Origin of the sequence: Micromonospora inaquosa, assembly GCF_003857055.1 — a bacterium.
Taxonomy (GTDB): domain Bacteria; phylum Actinomycetota; class Actinomycetes; order Mycobacteriales; family Micromonosporaceae; genus Micromonospora; species Micromonospora inaquosa.
The window spans coordinates 1-13,947 of sequence record NZ_QGSZ01000394.1 but is presented as its reverse complement, the minus strand read 5'-3'; the positions used below and the strand labels follow the sequence as shown (position 1 = coordinate 13,947).

General features: G+C 72.7%; 17 protein-coding genes. 13 read left to right on the top strand and 4 right to left on the bottom strand.

Features of this window, described 5'->3' with window-relative positions:
• Positions 1 to 22 precede the first annotated feature (22 nt).
• From DLJ59_RS35250 to DLJ59_RS35230, 5 genes are all read left to right on the top strand, one after another.
• On the top strand, positions 23 to 1,060 hold the full coding sequence (locus DLJ59_RS35250) for a zinc-dependent alcohol dehydrogenase (RefSeq protein ID WP_124778431.1): 1,038 nt from the start codon (positions 23 to 25) through the stop codon (positions 1,058 to 1,060).
• Positions 1,061 to 1,882 (top strand): sugar phosphate isomerase/epimerase family protein, encoded by an 822-nt coding sequence (locus DLJ59_RS35245; RefSeq protein WP_124778430.1) that lies wholly within the window; start codon positions 1,061 to 1,063, stop codon positions 1,880 to 1,882.
• Between the two features lie 92 nt (positions 1,883 to 1,974).
• Entirely contained in the window at positions 1,975 to 3,261 is a 1,287-nt protein-coding gene (locus tag DLJ59_RS35240; RefSeq protein WP_124778459.1) for an MGH1-like glycoside hydrolase domain-containing protein, read from the top strand.
• Positions 3,262 to 3,312: 51 nt separating this feature from the next.
• The gene (locus DLJ59_RS35235) at positions 3,313 to 3,711 is read left to right on the top strand and encodes an NUDIX hydrolase (protein WP_124778429.1); all 399 of its coding nucleotides are present in this window, start codon (positions 3,313 to 3,315) and stop codon (positions 3,709 to 3,711) included.
• A gap of 40 nt (positions 3,712 to 3,751) precedes the next feature.
• Entirely contained in the window at positions 3,752 to 4,267 is a 516-nt protein-coding gene (locus tag DLJ59_RS35230) for a DUF2267 domain-containing protein (RefSeq protein WP_124778428.1), read from the top strand.
• 130 nt (positions 4,268 to 4,397) lie between these two features.
• Here DLJ59_RS35230 and DLJ59_RS35225 read toward each other — a convergent pair whose 3' ends face one another.
• A complete protein-coding gene (locus DLJ59_RS35225) occupies positions 4,398 to 5,630 on the bottom strand; it encodes a serpin family protein (RefSeq protein ID WP_124778427.1) in 1,233 nt (410 codons plus the stop codon).
• 26 nt (positions 5,631 to 5,656) lie between these two features.
• Positions 5,657 to 6,172 carry an NUDIX hydrolase gene (locus tag DLJ59_RS35220; protein WP_124778426.1) on the bottom strand — a complete coding sequence of 172 codons (516 nt, stop codon included), beginning with the start codon at positions 6,170 to 6,172 and terminating at the stop codon, positions 5,657 to 5,659.
• A gap of 50 nt (positions 6,173 to 6,222) precedes the next feature.
• On the opposite strand from DLJ59_RS35220, the gene DLJ59_RS35215 reads away from it, so the two are divergent.
• A complete protein-coding gene (locus DLJ59_RS35215; protein WP_124778425.1) occupies positions 6,223 to 6,714 on the top strand; it encodes a type II toxin-antitoxin system PemK/MazF family toxin in 492 nt (163 codons plus the stop codon).
• Positions 6,715 to 6,775: 61 nt separating this feature from the next.
• On the opposite strand, the gene DLJ59_RS36520 is transcribed toward DLJ59_RS35215, so the two are convergent.
• Positions 6,776 to 6,916, bottom strand: coding sequence for a hypothetical protein (locus tag DLJ59_RS36520; RefSeq protein ID WP_158630952.1), 141 nt, complete (start codon positions 6,914 to 6,916; stop codon positions 6,776 to 6,778).
• 9 nt (positions 6,917 to 6,925) lie between these two features.
• Between DLJ59_RS36520 and DLJ59_RS35210 the strand changes: the two genes are divergently transcribed.
• On the top strand, positions 6,926 to 7,948 hold the full coding sequence (locus tag DLJ59_RS35210) for a phosphotransferase enzyme family protein (RefSeq protein WP_124778424.1): 1,023 nt from the start codon (positions 6,926 to 6,928) through the stop codon (positions 7,946 to 7,948).
• Positions 7,949 to 8,112: 164 nt separating this feature from the next.
• A complete protein-coding gene (gene rox, locus DLJ59_RS35205; protein WP_124778423.1) occupies positions 8,113 to 9,540 on the top strand; it encodes a rifampin monooxygenase in 1,428 nt (475 codons plus the stop codon).
• A gap of 5 nt (positions 9,541 to 9,545) precedes the next feature.
• Here rox and DLJ59_RS35200 read toward each other — a convergent pair whose 3' ends face one another.
• The gene (locus DLJ59_RS35200; protein WP_124778422.1) at positions 9,546 to 10,196 is read right to left on the bottom strand and encodes a GGDEF domain-containing protein; all 651 of its coding nucleotides are present in this window, start codon (positions 10,194 to 10,196) and stop codon (positions 9,546 to 9,548) included.
• 264 nt (positions 10,197 to 10,460) lie between these two features.
• Here DLJ59_RS35200 and DLJ59_RS35195 point away from each other — a divergent pair, with 264 nt between their 5' ends.
• The 5 genes from DLJ59_RS35195 to DLJ59_RS35175 all read left to right on the top strand — a co-directional run.
• A complete protein-coding gene (locus DLJ59_RS35195; protein WP_124778421.1) occupies positions 10,461 to 10,700 on the top strand; it encodes a DUF397 domain-containing protein in 240 nt (79 codons plus the stop codon).
• A gap of 150 nt (positions 10,701 to 10,850) precedes the next feature.
• A complete protein-coding gene (locus DLJ59_RS35190) occupies positions 10,851 to 11,732 on the top strand; it encodes a helix-turn-helix domain-containing protein (RefSeq protein ID WP_425271484.1) in 882 nt (293 codons plus the stop codon).
• A gap of 138 nt (positions 11,733 to 11,870) precedes the next feature.
• Positions 11,871 to 12,914, top strand: a complete 1,044-nt coding sequence (locus tag DLJ59_RS35185) for a LacI family DNA-binding transcriptional regulator (RefSeq protein ID WP_244236395.1) — start codon at positions 11,871 to 11,873, stop codon at positions 12,912 to 12,914.
• Between the two features lie 2 nt (positions 12,915 to 12,916).
• Entirely contained in the window at positions 12,917 to 13,120 is a 204-nt protein-coding gene (locus DLJ59_RS35180; RefSeq protein WP_167493928.1) for a hypothetical protein, read from the top strand.
• 110 nt (positions 13,121 to 13,230) lie between these two features.
• Positions 13,231 to 13,947, top strand: a 717-nt coding sequence (locus DLJ59_RS35175) for a serine/threonine-protein kinase (protein WP_425271483.1), incomplete at its 3' end; no start/stop codon positions are given.

Genomic DNA, 13,947 nt, shown 5'->3' with positions numbered 1-13,947 from the left:
CAGTGCTACCGGGATGTGACACATGGGCAACTGGGTGGTCTCTCTCGCCGGGCCTCGACGCATCAGCCTTGAGCCCTGCCCACCGGATCCGCTCGGCCCCGGCCAGGTCCGAGTCCGCACCTGCTACTCGGGCATCTCCGCCGGCACCGAGCTGACCCTCTACCGGGGCAGCAACCCCCGGCTCAGCAAGGACTGGGACGACGCCGCCCGGATGTTCGTCCCCCGACAGACCCCGGTGCCCTACCCGTTGATCGGCTTCGGCTACGAAGAGGTCGGCGAGATCATCGAGGTCGCGCCGGAGGTCACCGACCGGCATCCGGGGCAGCTGGTCTGGGGCATCTGGGGGCACCGCGCCGAGGCCGTGCTCGCCGCCGACGCGGTCCGTGCGCTCCCCACCGGGCTGGACCCACTCGCTGCGGTCTTCGCCCGCCCCGGCGCCATCGCGCTGACCGCCGTCCTCGCCGGTGACCTGCATCTCGGCGACTGGGTCGGCGTCTTCGGGCAGGGCGTCATCGGGCTGCTCGCCACCCGGCTCGCCGTGCTCTCCGGGGCCCGGGTGGTGGCCGTCGACCCGGTGCCCACCCGGCTGGAGCACGCCGCACGGTACGGCGCGTACTCCACGGTGGGCGCCACGACCACATCCGCCGCCACCGTGCTGCACCAGGCCACCGACGGCCGGGGGGCCGACGTCTGCCTGGAGCTGTCCGGTGCGTACCCGGCGCTGCACGAGGCAATCCGATCCACCACCCACGCCGGCCGGGTCGTGGCCGCCGGCTTCTACCAGGGCCAGGCCGACGCGCTCGGCCTCGGCGAGGAGTTCCACCACAACCGCATCCAGTTGGTCGCCGCCCAGGTCTCCGGGCCCACCCCCGCGCCGAGCATGGCCGGCCGGTGGACCGGAGACCGGGTAGCGCAGACCTTCATGGACCTGGTGGCCGACCGCAGCGTCGACCCGCTGCCGCTGGTCAGCCACATCGTCGACGCCAGCGCGGTCGCCGACGCCCTCGCGCTGCTCGACCGCGGCGCCGGTGACGTCCTCCAAGTCGTGCTGAGGTTCTAGATGACCACCATCGCGCTTGCCTGTCAGGAACAACTCCTGCCGGGCACCAACCTGATCCAGAAGTTCGCCCTCGCCGCCGCACTCGGCTACCAGGGCATCGAGCTACGCGGCCGCGGCGACCTGGCGTTCGCCCGCCGGCTGCCCGAGCTGCGCCGCGCCCGCGCCGCCGGGGTGGTGATGCCCACCGTCTGCGTCGAGATGGACCACTTCATCGGCGACTTCGACGCCGCCCGGTCCGCCGACGCCGTCCGCAACCTGCGCTCCCAGCTCTCGGTGATCGCCGAGCTGGGCGGCGTCGGGGTGATGACCCCGGCCTCCTGGGGGATGTTCTCCCGGCGACTGCCGCCGTTCGAGCCGCCCCGCCCGCCGGACGGCGACCGGCAGGTGCTCCTCGACGCCCTCGGCGAACTGGGCGAACACGCCCGCGCCGAGGGGGTCACCCTCTTCCTGGAACCCCTCAACCGGTACGAGGACCACATGGTCAACCGTCTCGACGAGGCGGTGGCGCTCTGCGCCGCGCTCGCGCTGCCGTCGGTCCGGGTGGTCGCCGACACCTTCCACATGAACATCGAGGAGGATGACGTGCACCGCGCGCTGCGCGCCGCCGCGCCGTACCTCGGGCACGTGCAGGTCAGCGACTCCAACCGCTACCAGCCCGGGGCCGGGCACCTGGACTGGCCGTCGTTGGTGCGCACCCTGCTGGAGCTGGACTACCGGGGCTGGCTGGCGCTGGAGTGCCGGCTGCGCGGTGACCCCGTTCGGGCCCTGCAACAGGCCGCCACGGTGCTGCGACACGCGCTGCCCCGGCGGGCCGCCGCGTGACCGCCGACGCCGGCCCGTCCAGCGTCGGCACGCCCGCCGAAGCGACGCGCGCCGACGCCGCCCGCACGGGTGGCCCGGCCGACGCGGCCGGGCTGCGTCGGCTCGCGGTCGACACGCTCGACGCCAACTGGGAGCACGACCACACGGTGCCGTCGCGCACCCTCTACCCGCACCAGTGGAGCTGGGACTCCGCGTTCATCGCGATCGGGCTGGCCCAGGTCCGCCCCGAGCGCGCCTGGCGGGAGCTGGTGAGCCTGTTCCGGGCGCAGTGGGCCGACGGACGGGTGCCGCACATCGTGTTCAACCCGGCGCTGCGGGTCGGCGCGTACTTCCCGGGGCCGGAGATGTGGCGCTCGGCCGACGTGCCGGGAGCGCCGACGGCGGACACCTCCGGCCTGGTCCAGCCGCCGGTGCACGCGCTCGCCGCGTTGCTGGCGTACCGGCGGGCGCCCGATTCCACCGGCCTGGCCGCGCTGCGCCGGCTCTATCCCGCGCTGGTCGCCCAGCAGCGCTACCTGGCCGACCGGCGGGACGTGGCCGGTGACGGGCTGGTCTGCATCGTGCACCCGTGGGAGTCCGGGTTGGACAACAGTCCGGCGTGGGACGAGCCGATGGCCGCGGTGCCGGCCGAGGCGGCCGTCATGTCCGCGTACCGTCGGCATGACACCACGCACGCCGACGCCGCGCACCGCCCCACGGACCTGGATTACGCGCGTTACCTGGCGATTGTCGCCGCCTACCGCGACCGCTGCTACTCCGACCGCGACCTGGCCGCCGGGCACCCCTTCCTGGTGGAGTGCCCGCTGTTCAACGCGGCGTTCGGGGCCGCCGAACACGCCCTCGCCGAGATCGCCGTGCTCGTCGGCGACGACCCCGGGCCGCACCGGGCCCGCGCGGCCCGCATCACCGAAGCCCTGCTCCGCCGGCTGTACGACCCGGACACCGGCACGTTCCAACCCCGTGACCTGCGCACCGATCGGCTGGTGAGCGCCCGTACCGTGCTCGGGCTGACCCCGCTGATCCTGCCCGACCTGCCAACCCGACAGGCCGACGCGCTGGTCGTCGAGGCCGGCTCGGCGCGTTTCGGGGTGGCCCGGCGGATGGACCGTCCGCTGCCCACCTACGACCGCACCGCACCCGACTTCGAGCCGCTGCGCTACTGGCGTGGGCCGAGCTGGCTCAACACCGGTTGGCTGATCCGGCGTGGGCTGCTCACGCACGGGCACCCGGAGTTGGCCGCCGGGCTGCGCCGCTCGATGATCGGTCTGGTCGCCGGGGCCGGCTGCCACGAGTACTTCCATCCGGACACCGGCGCCGGGCTGGGGTCACCGGCGTTCAGCTGGACCGCCGCGCTGCTGCTCGACCTGCTCGCCGCCTGAGCGCGGTGCCGGCTGGTAGCGTCCCCGGTCCCGGCAGCCGGAAGGAACATCGTGGGCGAGATCGACAAGGTGGCCTGGATCCTCATCGAGGACGGTCGGGTGCTGAGCACCCGGTCGGTGGGCAAGGACGTCTGGTACCTGCCGGGCGGAAAGCGTGAACCCGGCGAGACCGACGTGGAGACCCTGCGTCGGGAGATCGACGAGGAGTTGAGCGTCGAGGTCGACGTGCCCGGTGCCGTGCACCTGGGCACCTTCACCGCTCAGGCACACGGCCACACGACCGGCATCACCGTGCGGATGACCTGCTACCGGGCCGACTACCGGGGACAACTGCGGCCGGCCAGCGAGATCGCCGAGATGGCCTGGCTGGGGTACGCGGACCGACACCGCACCTCGCCGGTCGACCAGATCATCTTCGACCACCTGCTGGCCGAGGGGCTGCTGACCTAGCGGCAGTTTGTCGCGGCCGGCCAGGGGTAACCGGCCGAGCGTGACCGACGGCGACGGGTTCCCGTACTTCATCGACGCGGTGTCCCAACGGTCCGGCCTGCCGGCCGAGGAGGCCGGCGTGCTCGCCCGCGCCGTGCTCCAGACGTTGGCCGAGCGGGTGACCGGCGACGCGCCCGGCGATCTCGTCGGGCACCTTCCGAACGAGGTCGACGGCTACCTGAGCGGCCCGGCCCCGGATGCGGCCGCGGCCTCCGGTCCTGCCTCGGATGCGGCCGGGACGGCCTTCCCGGCCCCGGACCCGGCCGCGGCCCTCGGCCCGGATGCCGGCGCCGATGGATTGACCAGCGGGGTGGGCCTGGAGGTCGGCGGTGCCGGCGCGACCCCGATGGAGGCCGGCCCGACGGAGTTCCTTCGTCGGGTGGAACAGCGCGCCGGGGTGGATCCGGCCACCGCCCGGGCCGGAACCGGGGCCGTCTTCGCGACGTTGCGAAAGGCGATGACGGTACGGGAATTCCGGGAGATGGTGGCGCGACTGCCCCGCGACGGCGGGGGCTGACCTGGGCCAGCCACTGCCGGCTGGATCGGGCTCGCCTCGGCTTGGCCCGGCGAGATCCACTCGCGTCCATTGAAATCCGGGGCCACCCGGTGCCCACGACCCGGCGTCGCCTGGTCCTTTGCGGGTTGACTCACGCCTCGGACACCTCCTCAGGCTCGGCAACCCAGGCGGAGAAGACCGGCACCCCGTGCCAGGGCCCGGTGGCACCGCCGCCCCGGGCGTCGGTGGCGACAGCCACCACCGCGTACGGGTGGCCGAAGCGCAGCTCGGCGGTGCGGGCCACGCCCTCCGGTGGCAGGCTGGTCAGCCCGAACATGGCGGTCACGGCCGCCGCCTCGAAGCCGTACCTGTCGAACCGGGCCACCGCCGTCTGCCGTGCCTCGAAGCGCTCCACCGGCAGCGCCATCGCCGTCGCCAGCGTGGCCGCCACGGCCGGAAAGCCGAGCGCCGGGGCGGTCAGGTCGTGGTCGCTCCGGGCCGACCAGCAGGGGAGGACGGCGCTGTGTCGCTCTTCGCGGCCGTCGCGGGCCCGGGTGCGTACCCGCTCTTCGGTCAGCGTCCACAGCGGAGCCTCGCCGAGCGGCAGGTCGAACAGCGAGCGGCTGCCCGCCGGTTGCGCGCCGTCGGCCGCGCCGGCGCTGAGGTCGTACGCGACGGCCAGCACCTCGGCCGGCGGCACCTGCGGCGCGGCGGCCACCGAGAGGACCACCAGCCCCGCGCCGTCGGTCGTCTGGGCTGGTGCGGCGTGCACGATCACGTCACCGGCTTGCGCGGTGGACACGATGGCGCAGCGGTGGCCCTGGCTCGGGCTGCGCAGTGCTTGCCGCAGTCGACCGGCCCACGGGCTGCCAGCGCCGAGAGCGCGTGCGTCGGCGACGTCGAACGGGGTCGCCCAGGACACCCGGGTGGCCAACGCGCTGGCCAGGGCCAGCACCACGTCCGGCCCGACCCGCAGGGGAAACGTCTCGATCAGGCCGAGGGTGTGCTCGCGCGCCCAGGCGTCCAACCCGGCCTGATCGGGCAGGACGCCGACCTCGGTCGTGCTGGGCAGCCCGGCCCGCCACGCCGCCGGCCCGCCGTCGCCCTGCCCCGGCCGGTGCCAGAGCGCGGTGGCGGACCCGACCAGCGGGTGCGGCGCGTCCAACAGCGTTCGGGCCACCTCGGCCGCGCTCGGCAGGTCGGTGCCGAGCGCCTGCGCCAGCTCCGCGGCTGCTCCCTCCGCGGTGGCCTGATCGGCCGTCGTGGCAGCGACCGCGAGCAGCAGCCAGGCGCCGAGCGGGGAGGCGACGTGGTGTCGGTCGCCGGCCGTGGCGTGCAGCCGAGCGGCGTACGCGGATAGCGGCCCGTGCAGATCGGTCCTCATGCCCCCACTCTGCCCGCCGGCCTGGCTCACGACCACAGCTCGAACGGCTCGTCGATCTCCGTGCCGGCCAGAAACGGGGTGATCAGCCGGGGGAGCTGCCCGGGGTAGAACCGCTCCTGACTGGCAACCACCTCCCGCAACGGCCACCAGCGGAAGCCGAAGTAGTCCTCCCGCTCGTAGTCGAGCCGGTGCGCCTCGTCCACGTCCGGGCCGGGGCCGGCCAGCCGTACGGTGACCACCACCTCGTCCTGGAGGTGCCGCACCTGGCGGTGCAGGAAGCTCGCCCGCCGTCGCCAGGTCGGCGCGCCCACCTGGTCGGCGGTGACCACGATGCCGGTCTCCTCCCGTAGCTCCCGCACCGCCGTGTCGCGATAGGTCTCACCGGGATCCATGCCACCGCCCGGCAGCTCCCACCAGGTGCCCAGCCGGGGGTGGTCCGGGTCCTGGGTGTGGAACAGCAACACCCGCTCGGTGCCGTCGGTGACCACCACCCGCACGGCGCGTCGTTTGAGGATCGGCAGGTCGCGGGGGAGCTCGTCCATCGGGCCAGTCTGTCGCACCGCCCGCCATGGCGGCGGGTAGGCTGCCCGCCGTGGCTGGTCTGTTGAGGAATGTCGCGGCTCGTATCTCCCGGGTCGGCGCGGTCATCCCGTCGCCCCGGCGCACCGGGCCGGCGCCCGCGCAGGTGGCCCGCCGCCGTCAGGTGAGCGCGCTGCAGCGTCGGGAGCTGACCTACGCTCCGGAGCGGGACGGTCAGGCCGACCCGGGTGAAATCGTCTGGACGTGGGTGCCGTACGAGGACGACCCCCGTCAGGGCAAGGACCGGCCGGTGCTGGTCGTCGGGCGGCACAGCCGGACGCTGTTCGGGTTGATGCTGTCCAGCCAGAGCGATCGGGACGGGCAGCGGCACTGGTTCGCGCTGGGGCCGGGGGAGTGGGACCGCGACAACCGGCCGAGTTGGGTCCGGCTGGACCGGGTGCTCACCATGCGCGAGGACAGCATCCGCCGGGAGGGTGCCGTGTTGGATCGGCCCCGGTTCGACCGGGTCGGGCAGGCGTTGCGCGCCGGCTACGGCTGGCGCTGACCGCCGCCGGGCTGCCCCCAGCGGTGGGGCAGCCCGACCGTGACGCGTCGGGCGGTCAGGTTCACTCCCTGCTCGGGTCGCCCGCGGCACCCTTCGCGTCCGGCGGCTGACCGAGCCAGATCGGCGTGACGATGATCAGCACCTGGCTGGGTTTGCCGGCCAGAAAGCAAAACCGCCGGGTCGGTGGCCGGAGCGCTGGCATGGTGTCCGCATGGTGCAGGACGTCGCACGGCAGGTGGCCGAACAGGTACGGACGGGCTTCGGCCTGCGCCTGTCCATGATGGAGCGGGTCACCTCCGGGGCTGACCAGCATGCCCGACTGTGGCTGGCTCAGGCAGCCGACGGCTGTCGGTACGCGGTCAAGCTGAGCGGTGGCGGCACCCCGGCCGGCCTGGTCGTGACGGCGTACCTGGCCGAGCGGCGTGTGCCGGGCATCGTCGCGCCGCTGCGGGCCGACGACGGACGGCTGTCGATCGACCACGACGGCCGCCGCCTCTCTGTGGTGCCGTGGGTCTCCGGCCAGCGGGCGCTCGACGGCCCGATGACCAGTGCGCACTGGCGCGCGTACGGCGAGGTGCTGGCCGCCGTGCACGAGGTGCCGGTGACCGACGAGCTGAGCCGGCTGCTACCGGCGGGCGGTGCCGCGTACCAGTCGATCGTGACCGCGACCCGCGCGACGGCCGCGCGGCTGCGCGACCCGGACCCGGCCGATCTCGCGGACCCGCTGGTCGCGGAACTGGCAGGGGTGTGGTCCGCGGTGGCCGACCGGCTGGGGGTGCTGACCCGCGAGGTCGAGCGTCGCGCCGTTGACCAGTACGACCGGCCCGGCGCGGCAGTCGTCTGCCACGGCGACCCGCACCTGGGCAACCTGCTGCTCGGCGCGGACGGGCAGGTCTGGCTGATCGACTGGGACGACGCGGTCCTCGCCCCGCCTGAGTGCGACCTCATGTTCGTCCTCGGCGGGGTGCTCGCCTTCGCGCCGATCACTGCCGAGCAGCAGCAGGCCGTGCTCGCCGGCTACGGCACCACCGACGTCGACCCGGTGCGTCTGGCCTGGTTCCTCGCGGTCCGCGCGCTCGACGACCTCAGCGACTGGACCCGCCAGGCGTTGGACCTCGACGCCGAGGCGGCCGACCGGGGCCGGGCGGCGCGGATCGTGCGAGGGCTGGTGTCACAGGTGGATCTGGTCACTCTGGCCCACGCGGCGTTGCGCGACAGTGACCGGCGGCTCTGAGCGGCGACCGGCTCGTCGTCTGCACCGGACAAAAAGTAAGGCAAAGAGCGGATCCGCTCTCTGCCACCTCCAACATATATCGCACCGGGGGCCTTGCGGCAAGACCCGGGTGGTGCCCCAGAATCTCCAGCCGACGCCCAAATTTGGGGAAATCGGGAGATTCCATGATCGATGTCATCATTGCTGGCGGCGGACCGACTGGCTTGATGGTGGCCAGTGAGTTGCGGCTGCACGGGTTGCACGCGCTCGTGCTCGAAAAGGAGGCCGAGCCGACCAGCTACGTCCGCGCGCTCGGCCTGCACGCACGCAGCATCGAGGTGCTGGACCAGCGAGGTTTGCTGGAGCGGTTCCTCGCCCTCGGACAGCAGCACCCGGTCGGGGGCTTCTTCGCCGCGATTCCCAAGCCGTCGCCGGGCGGGCTGGACACCGCACACGCGTACGTCCTCGGCATTCCGCAGACCACCACCGACCGTCTCCTGAGCGAGCACGCCGGCGAGGTCGGCGTCGAGATCCGGCGCGGCAGCGAACTCGTCGGGCTGAGGCAGGACGACAACGGGGTGACGGTGCGGCTGGCCGATGGGACGCATTTGCGGTCGCGCTACCTCGTCGGCTGCGACGGCGGTCGCAGCACAGTACGCGGGCTGCTCGGTGTCGGCTTTCCCGGCGAGCCCAGCAGCGTCGAGACGTTGCTGGGCGAGATGGAGGTGGGCGTGCCGCCAGAGACAGTGGCCGACGTGGTCGCCGAGGTCCGCAAGGCCCATCTCCGATTCGGTCTTGGGCCCCTCGGAGGCGGGGTGTACCGCGTCCTCGTTCCGGCCGAGGGGGTGGTGGAGGACCGCACGGTCCCGCCGACCATCGACGACTTCAAACACCAACTGCGGGTGTACGCGGGCACCGACTTCGGTGTCCACTCACCGCGCTGGCTCTCCCGCTTCGGTGACGCCACCCGGCTGGCCGAGCGTTACCGGGTCGGCCGGGTGCTGCTGGCCGGCGACGCGGCGCACATCCACCCGCCGACCGGCGGGCAGGGTCTCAACCTCGGTATCCAGGACGCCTTCAACCTCGGCTGGAAACTGGCCGCCGAGCTCAACGGCTGGGCGCCGGAGGGACTGCTGGACAGCTACCACAGCGAACGGCATCCGGTGGCCTCGGACGTGCTGAACAACACCCGGGCGCAGATGCTGCTGCTCTCACCCGAGCCGGGGCCGCGGTCCGTGCGCCAACTGTTGTCCGAGCTGTTGGACTTCGAGGACGTCAACAGGTACCTGATCGAGAAGATCACCGCGATCGGGGTCCGCTACGACTTCGGCGCGGGCCACGACATGCTCGGGCGCCACATGCGTGACGTACGGCTGGCGCGGGGGCGCCTCTACGAGCTGATGCACGGCGGCCGCGGCCTGCTGCTCGATCAGACCGGCCAGCTCTCGGTCGCCGGCTGGGAGGAGCGGGTCGACCACGTCGTCGACGTCAGCGAGGAGTTGGAGGTGCCCGCCGTGCTGCTACGGCCCGACGGTCACGTGGCGTGGGTGGGCGACGACCAGACCGACCTGCTCAGCCAGCTGCTCAGGTGGTTCGGCGCGCCGGTCAGCTGAAACGGTCAGCGCTCGCCGAGGAACGCGCTGTCGACCAGTTGGCGGGGCGATCGGGCGCCGCCGAGGCTCTTCGCCTGGTACATCGCGGCGTCGGCGCGGCTGAGCGCGTCGGTGAGCTGGGCCGGGCCGGTCACCGGGGCGAGCCCCACGGAGGCGGTGACCCGGACGCTGCACCCGCTCAGCCGGATCGGCGCGGCGACGGTCTCGCTGAGTCGGCGGGTGGAGTGCTCGATCCAGCGGCGGTCGACGGTGGGGCTGGAGAGCAGGCCGGCGAACTCGTCACCGCCGAGGCGGGCGACGAGGTTGTCCCCGGCGAAGCCGGCGAGCCGTTCGGCCACACTGATCAGCACCTGGTCTCCGGCGGCGTGCCCGTACCGGTCGTTGATCTGCTTGAAGTCGTCCAGGTCGAGCACCACGGCGATCAGCGGCTGGCTGGCGGCGTCGGTGAGCAGGGCGGCTGCCAGGCGGTAGAAGGCACGTCGGTTGGGCAGCCCGGTGAGCGGGTCGTGACTGGCGGCGTGCCGTTCGGCGGCCAACTCGGCCTGCAGGTGGCCGATCTCGGCTTCGGCGCGCACCGCCCGTCGGCGCAGTTGCCAGGAGGAGAGCAGTGCGCCGGCCGCGCAGACGCCGGAGGCGACACTCATCGGATCCGGCACGAACCCTCCCATCGCCGCGACCGCCTCCAGTCTTCGGTTGACGCGGCGCGCCGCGTCGGGCCCAGTTTTGCCTGATCGTTGCCCGTGTGGGGGTAACGCAAAGTGAACGGATGGGCACCGATCATGTGCGTTATCATGCTCGCCGTCGGATGCAGATGCAATAGCAGATGCACGTGCAGAACCGTCCAATGTCGATACCGCACCCCCTCGCCGTCACCGCTCCTCCCACGGCCACCGGCGGGCTCGTAACAGAAAGACGCCTCCATGCATCAGCCACCCAATGGCGTACCGATCCATCAGTTGCCCCCGCTGAGCTGGCAGAAGAGCCGCCGTAGCAATCCCAGCGGCAACTGCGTCGAACTCGCCGAACTGCCCGGGGGAACGGGCATCGCGGTCCGCAACTCACGACACCCGGAGGGGCCAGCGTTGATCTACACGGTGGATGAGATCGCCGCCTTCGTTCTCGGTGCGCGGGACGGGGATTTCGACCATCTGATCAACTGACCGTCCGGGGGGGTAGGTCGTCCCGGGGACGGGACTTATTCACCGATGCGGAGGAGTTCACCTCACTGTCGGTCCATGGCATGCTTACACGTCGGTCGGGCCGGGGCGCCCGGCCGTCGTGGGTCGGTGTCCGGAGGTCCGCACGTGACGATGGTTCCCGCCGACGGCGGTCCGACAAGCGGGCCGACCGTGCTGCGCATGCTGCTCGGCGCCCAGTTGCGTCGCCTCCGGGAGTCCAGCGGGGTGACCCGGGAGGGCGCCGGTTGGGAGATCCGCTCCTCCGAATCCAAAATCAGCCGGATGGAGCTGGGCCGGGTCGGCTTCAAGGAGCGCGACGTCGCGGACCTGCTGACCCTCTACGGCGTCACCGATGAACACGAGCGCGACGCGCTGCTCAAACTCGCACGGGACGCGAACAGCCCCGGCTGGTGGCACCGCTACGGCGACGTGTTGCCGCAGTGGTTCCAGTCGTACCTGGGCCTGGAGGCCGCCGCCGCGCTGATCCGCAGCTACGAGGTGCAGTTCGTGCCCGGTCTGTTGCAGACCCGGGAGTACGCCCGGGCGGTCGTGCTGCTGGGGCACGGCGCGGCTGATCCGGGCGAGATCGACAGGCGCGTCGCGCTGCGGATGCAGCGCCAGCAGCTGCTCCACCGGGAGAGCCCGCCGCAGCTCTGGGCCGTGGTGGACGAGGCGGCGCTGCGCCGGCCCATCGGTGGCGCCGACGTCATGCGCGGCCAGCTCACCGCGCTCATCGAGGCGACCAAGTCGCCCCACATCCGGCTCCAGGTGATTCCGTTCGCCGCCGGCGGCCACGCCGCCGCCGGGGGCGCCTTCACCATCCTGCGCTTCGGTGACCAGGAGTTGCCCGACATCGTCTACATCGAACAGCTCACCAGCGCCATCTACCTCGACAAGCGCGACGACCTGGATTACTACGCGGTGGCGATGGAGCGGCTCTGTGTCGAGGCCGAGCCGCCGGAGCGTACGGCGGAGATCCTCAGCCGACTGCTGGACGACACCTACCCGGCCTGACCCGCGCCCGCGTAGGCCCCCGCCGGCGGGGGCTCTCAGTTCACGTATTTGACCGATGCTGACTGGTCGGGTTAGCCTCTGTATCGATTCAGACTGGATCGATGCAGAGAGGTGCCGGTGAAGCCAACACTGCAAGCCGTGGCCGATGCCGTCGGCGTCTCCCGCAGCACCGTGTCCAACGCCTACAGCCGCCCCGACCAACTCTCCGCCAGCCTGCGCGAGCGGATCCTCGACGCCGCCCGGCAACTCGGGTACCCCGGCCCCAACCCCACCGCGCGCTCCCTGCGCCGAGGCTTCGTCGGGTCGATCGGGGTGCTGTTCACCTCGCAACTGTCGTACGCCTTCACCGACCCGTTCGCGGTCCGCTTCCTCGCCGGTGTCGGCGCGGCGGCCGAGCGGCACGGCACGAGCCTGCTGCTGGTGCCGCTGCCGCCGGGGGTGACCGACGCCCGACGGGCCGTGGAGAACGCCGCGGTCGACGGGTTCTGCGTCTACTGCGTCGCCGACGAGCAATGGGCGTTGGACGTGATCCGTCAACGCGGGCTGCCGTTTGTCAGCACGGCCCCCCGTGACAACGCCGGCGACGACGAGCGGTTCGTCGGCATCGACGAGCGGGCCGCCGCGCGCAGTGCCGCGGCGCACGTCGCTGGGCTCGGGCACCGTCGGGTGGCGCTGCTCGCCGACTCCGTGCTGCCCGACGCGCCGGCCGGCCCGCTCGCCCTGGCCGGGGTCGACCAGGTGCCGTATCCGACCACCCGGGGTCGGCTCACCGGGTTCGCCGACGCCTTCGCCGAGGTCGGCGTCGGCTGGGCCGAGCTGACCCTGGTCAACGCGCCCGGCAACAACCGCCCGGCGGCAGCCGCGGCCATCGCCGGGCTGTTCGACCAACCCGCACCGCCGACCGCCGTGCTGGCCGGCTCCGACGTCCTCGCGCTCGGTGTGCTGGACGCCCTGGCCGCGCGGCCGGCCCATGATCGTCCAATCGTCTCGGTGACCGGCTTCGACGACGTTCCTGAGGCCGCCGCGGCTGGCCTCACCACCGTCCGGCAGCCGGCCGAGGAGAAGGGCCGGATCGCCGCCGAACTGTTGCTCGACCCGCCCGCGGACGCCGCGGCCGGTCACGTGTTACTGCCCACCGCACTCGTCGTCCGGGACTCCACCGGACCTGTCCCGAGGAGTTGACCATGGAACTTCCCACCGGCTACATCACCGCGCTCGACGCCATGAACCGGCACGTCAACTCGGCCCGACCGGACGCTCCGGTCCAGGTCGAACACCCCCGCCCGGCCCTGCTCGCGCCGACCCGCCGGGCCACCGCCCTCGCCCTGCGCCGGCTCGCCGACCGCATCCAACCGCGACCGCTGCCCGGCACCCCCCGCTGCTCCTGACCAAACCCAACCCCATTCCGGTACGCACGGGACGAACAGTGTGGGGTCGGGCACGCAGAGTGGTCGAAGGCGGCGTTGCCAGGCAGACTGGTGAAGCCATGTCGCCGCTCATGCCCACTCTCCGCCTCCACGACCGCTACGTACTGCACGAGCGGATCGGTCTCGGCGGCATGTCCGAGGTGTGGCGCGGCGACGACGAGGTGCTGGGGCGGCCGGTCGCGATCAAGGTGCTCGCGGGGCAGTTCGCCACCGACCCACAGCTGCGGGCCACCATCCAACGCGAGGCCCGCGCGGCCGCCCGGCTGACCCACCCACACGTGACCCAGGTGTACGACTACGCCGAGGCGACCCTGGCCGACGGCGTCGTGGTCCCGTACCTGGTGATGGAACTCGTCGACGGTCACAACCTGGCCGACCGGCTGCGGACCGGGCCGCTGCCCTGGCCGGAGGCGGTCCGGGTGGCCGGGCAGATCGCCGCCGCGCTGGCCGCCGCGCACCGCATCGGCGTCGTGCACCGCGACGTCAAACCCGGCAACGTCATGCTCACCGACACCGGTGCCAAGGTGCTCGACTTCGGCATCGCCGCGCTCGGCGGCCTCGACAGCCAGTCCGGTGAACCACTGATGGGCACCCCCGCCTACTTCGCCCCGGAACGGCTGACCGCCGGCCCGCCCGACCCGGCGAGCGACGTGTACGCCCTCGGCGCACTGCTCTACCGCACCCTCACCGGGCAGGCGCCACTGCCCGTGCAGAGCTGGGAGGACGCCCTGGAGGTGCACCGGCGGGGCACCCCGGTGCACCTCCAGGGCGTCCTCCCAGCTCTGCAC

What these genes read in the sequence shown, in the direction of transcription:
- DLJ59_RS35250 (WP_124778431.1), top strand. Translation starts at nt 23, where the DNA reads ATGGGCAACTGGGTGGTCTCTCTCGCCGGGCCTCGACGCATCAGCCTT.
- DLJ59_RS35245 (WP_124778430.1), top strand. Translation starts at nt 1,061, where the DNA reads ATGACCACCATCGCGCTTGCCTGTCAGGAACAACTCCTGCCGGGCACC.
- DLJ59_RS35225 (WP_124778427.1), bottom strand. Translation starts at nt 5,630, where the DNA reads ATGAGGACCGATCTGCACGGGCCGCTATCCGCGTACGCCGCTCGGCTG.
- DLJ59_RS35220 (WP_124778426.1), bottom strand. Translation starts at nt 6,172, where the DNA reads ATGGACGAGCTCCCCCGCGACCTGCCGATCCTCAAACGACGCGCCGTG.
- DLJ59_RS36520 (WP_158630952.1), bottom strand. Translation starts at nt 6,916, where the DNA reads ATGCCAGCGCTCCGGCCACCGACCCGGCGGTTTTGCTTTCTGGCCGGC.
- DLJ59_RS35210 (WP_124778424.1), top strand. Translation starts at nt 6,926, where the DNA reads ATGGTGCAGGACGTCGCACGGCAGGTGGCCGAACAGGTACGGACGGGC.
- rox (WP_124778423.1), top strand. Translation starts at nt 8,113, where the DNA reads ATGATCGATGTCATCATTGCTGGCGGCGGACCGACTGGCTTGATGGTG.
- DLJ59_RS35195 (WP_124778421.1), top strand. Translation starts at nt 10,461, where the DNA reads ATGCATCAGCCACCCAATGGCGTACCGATCCATCAGTTGCCCCCGCTG.
- DLJ59_RS35190 (WP_425271484.1), top strand. Translation starts at nt 10,851, where the DNA reads ATGGTTCCCGCCGACGGCGGTCCGACAAGCGGGCCGACCGTGCTGCGC.
- DLJ59_RS35180 (WP_167493928.1), top strand. Translation starts at nt 12,917, where the DNA reads ATGGAACTTCCCACCGGCTACATCACCGCGCTCGACGCCATGAACCGG.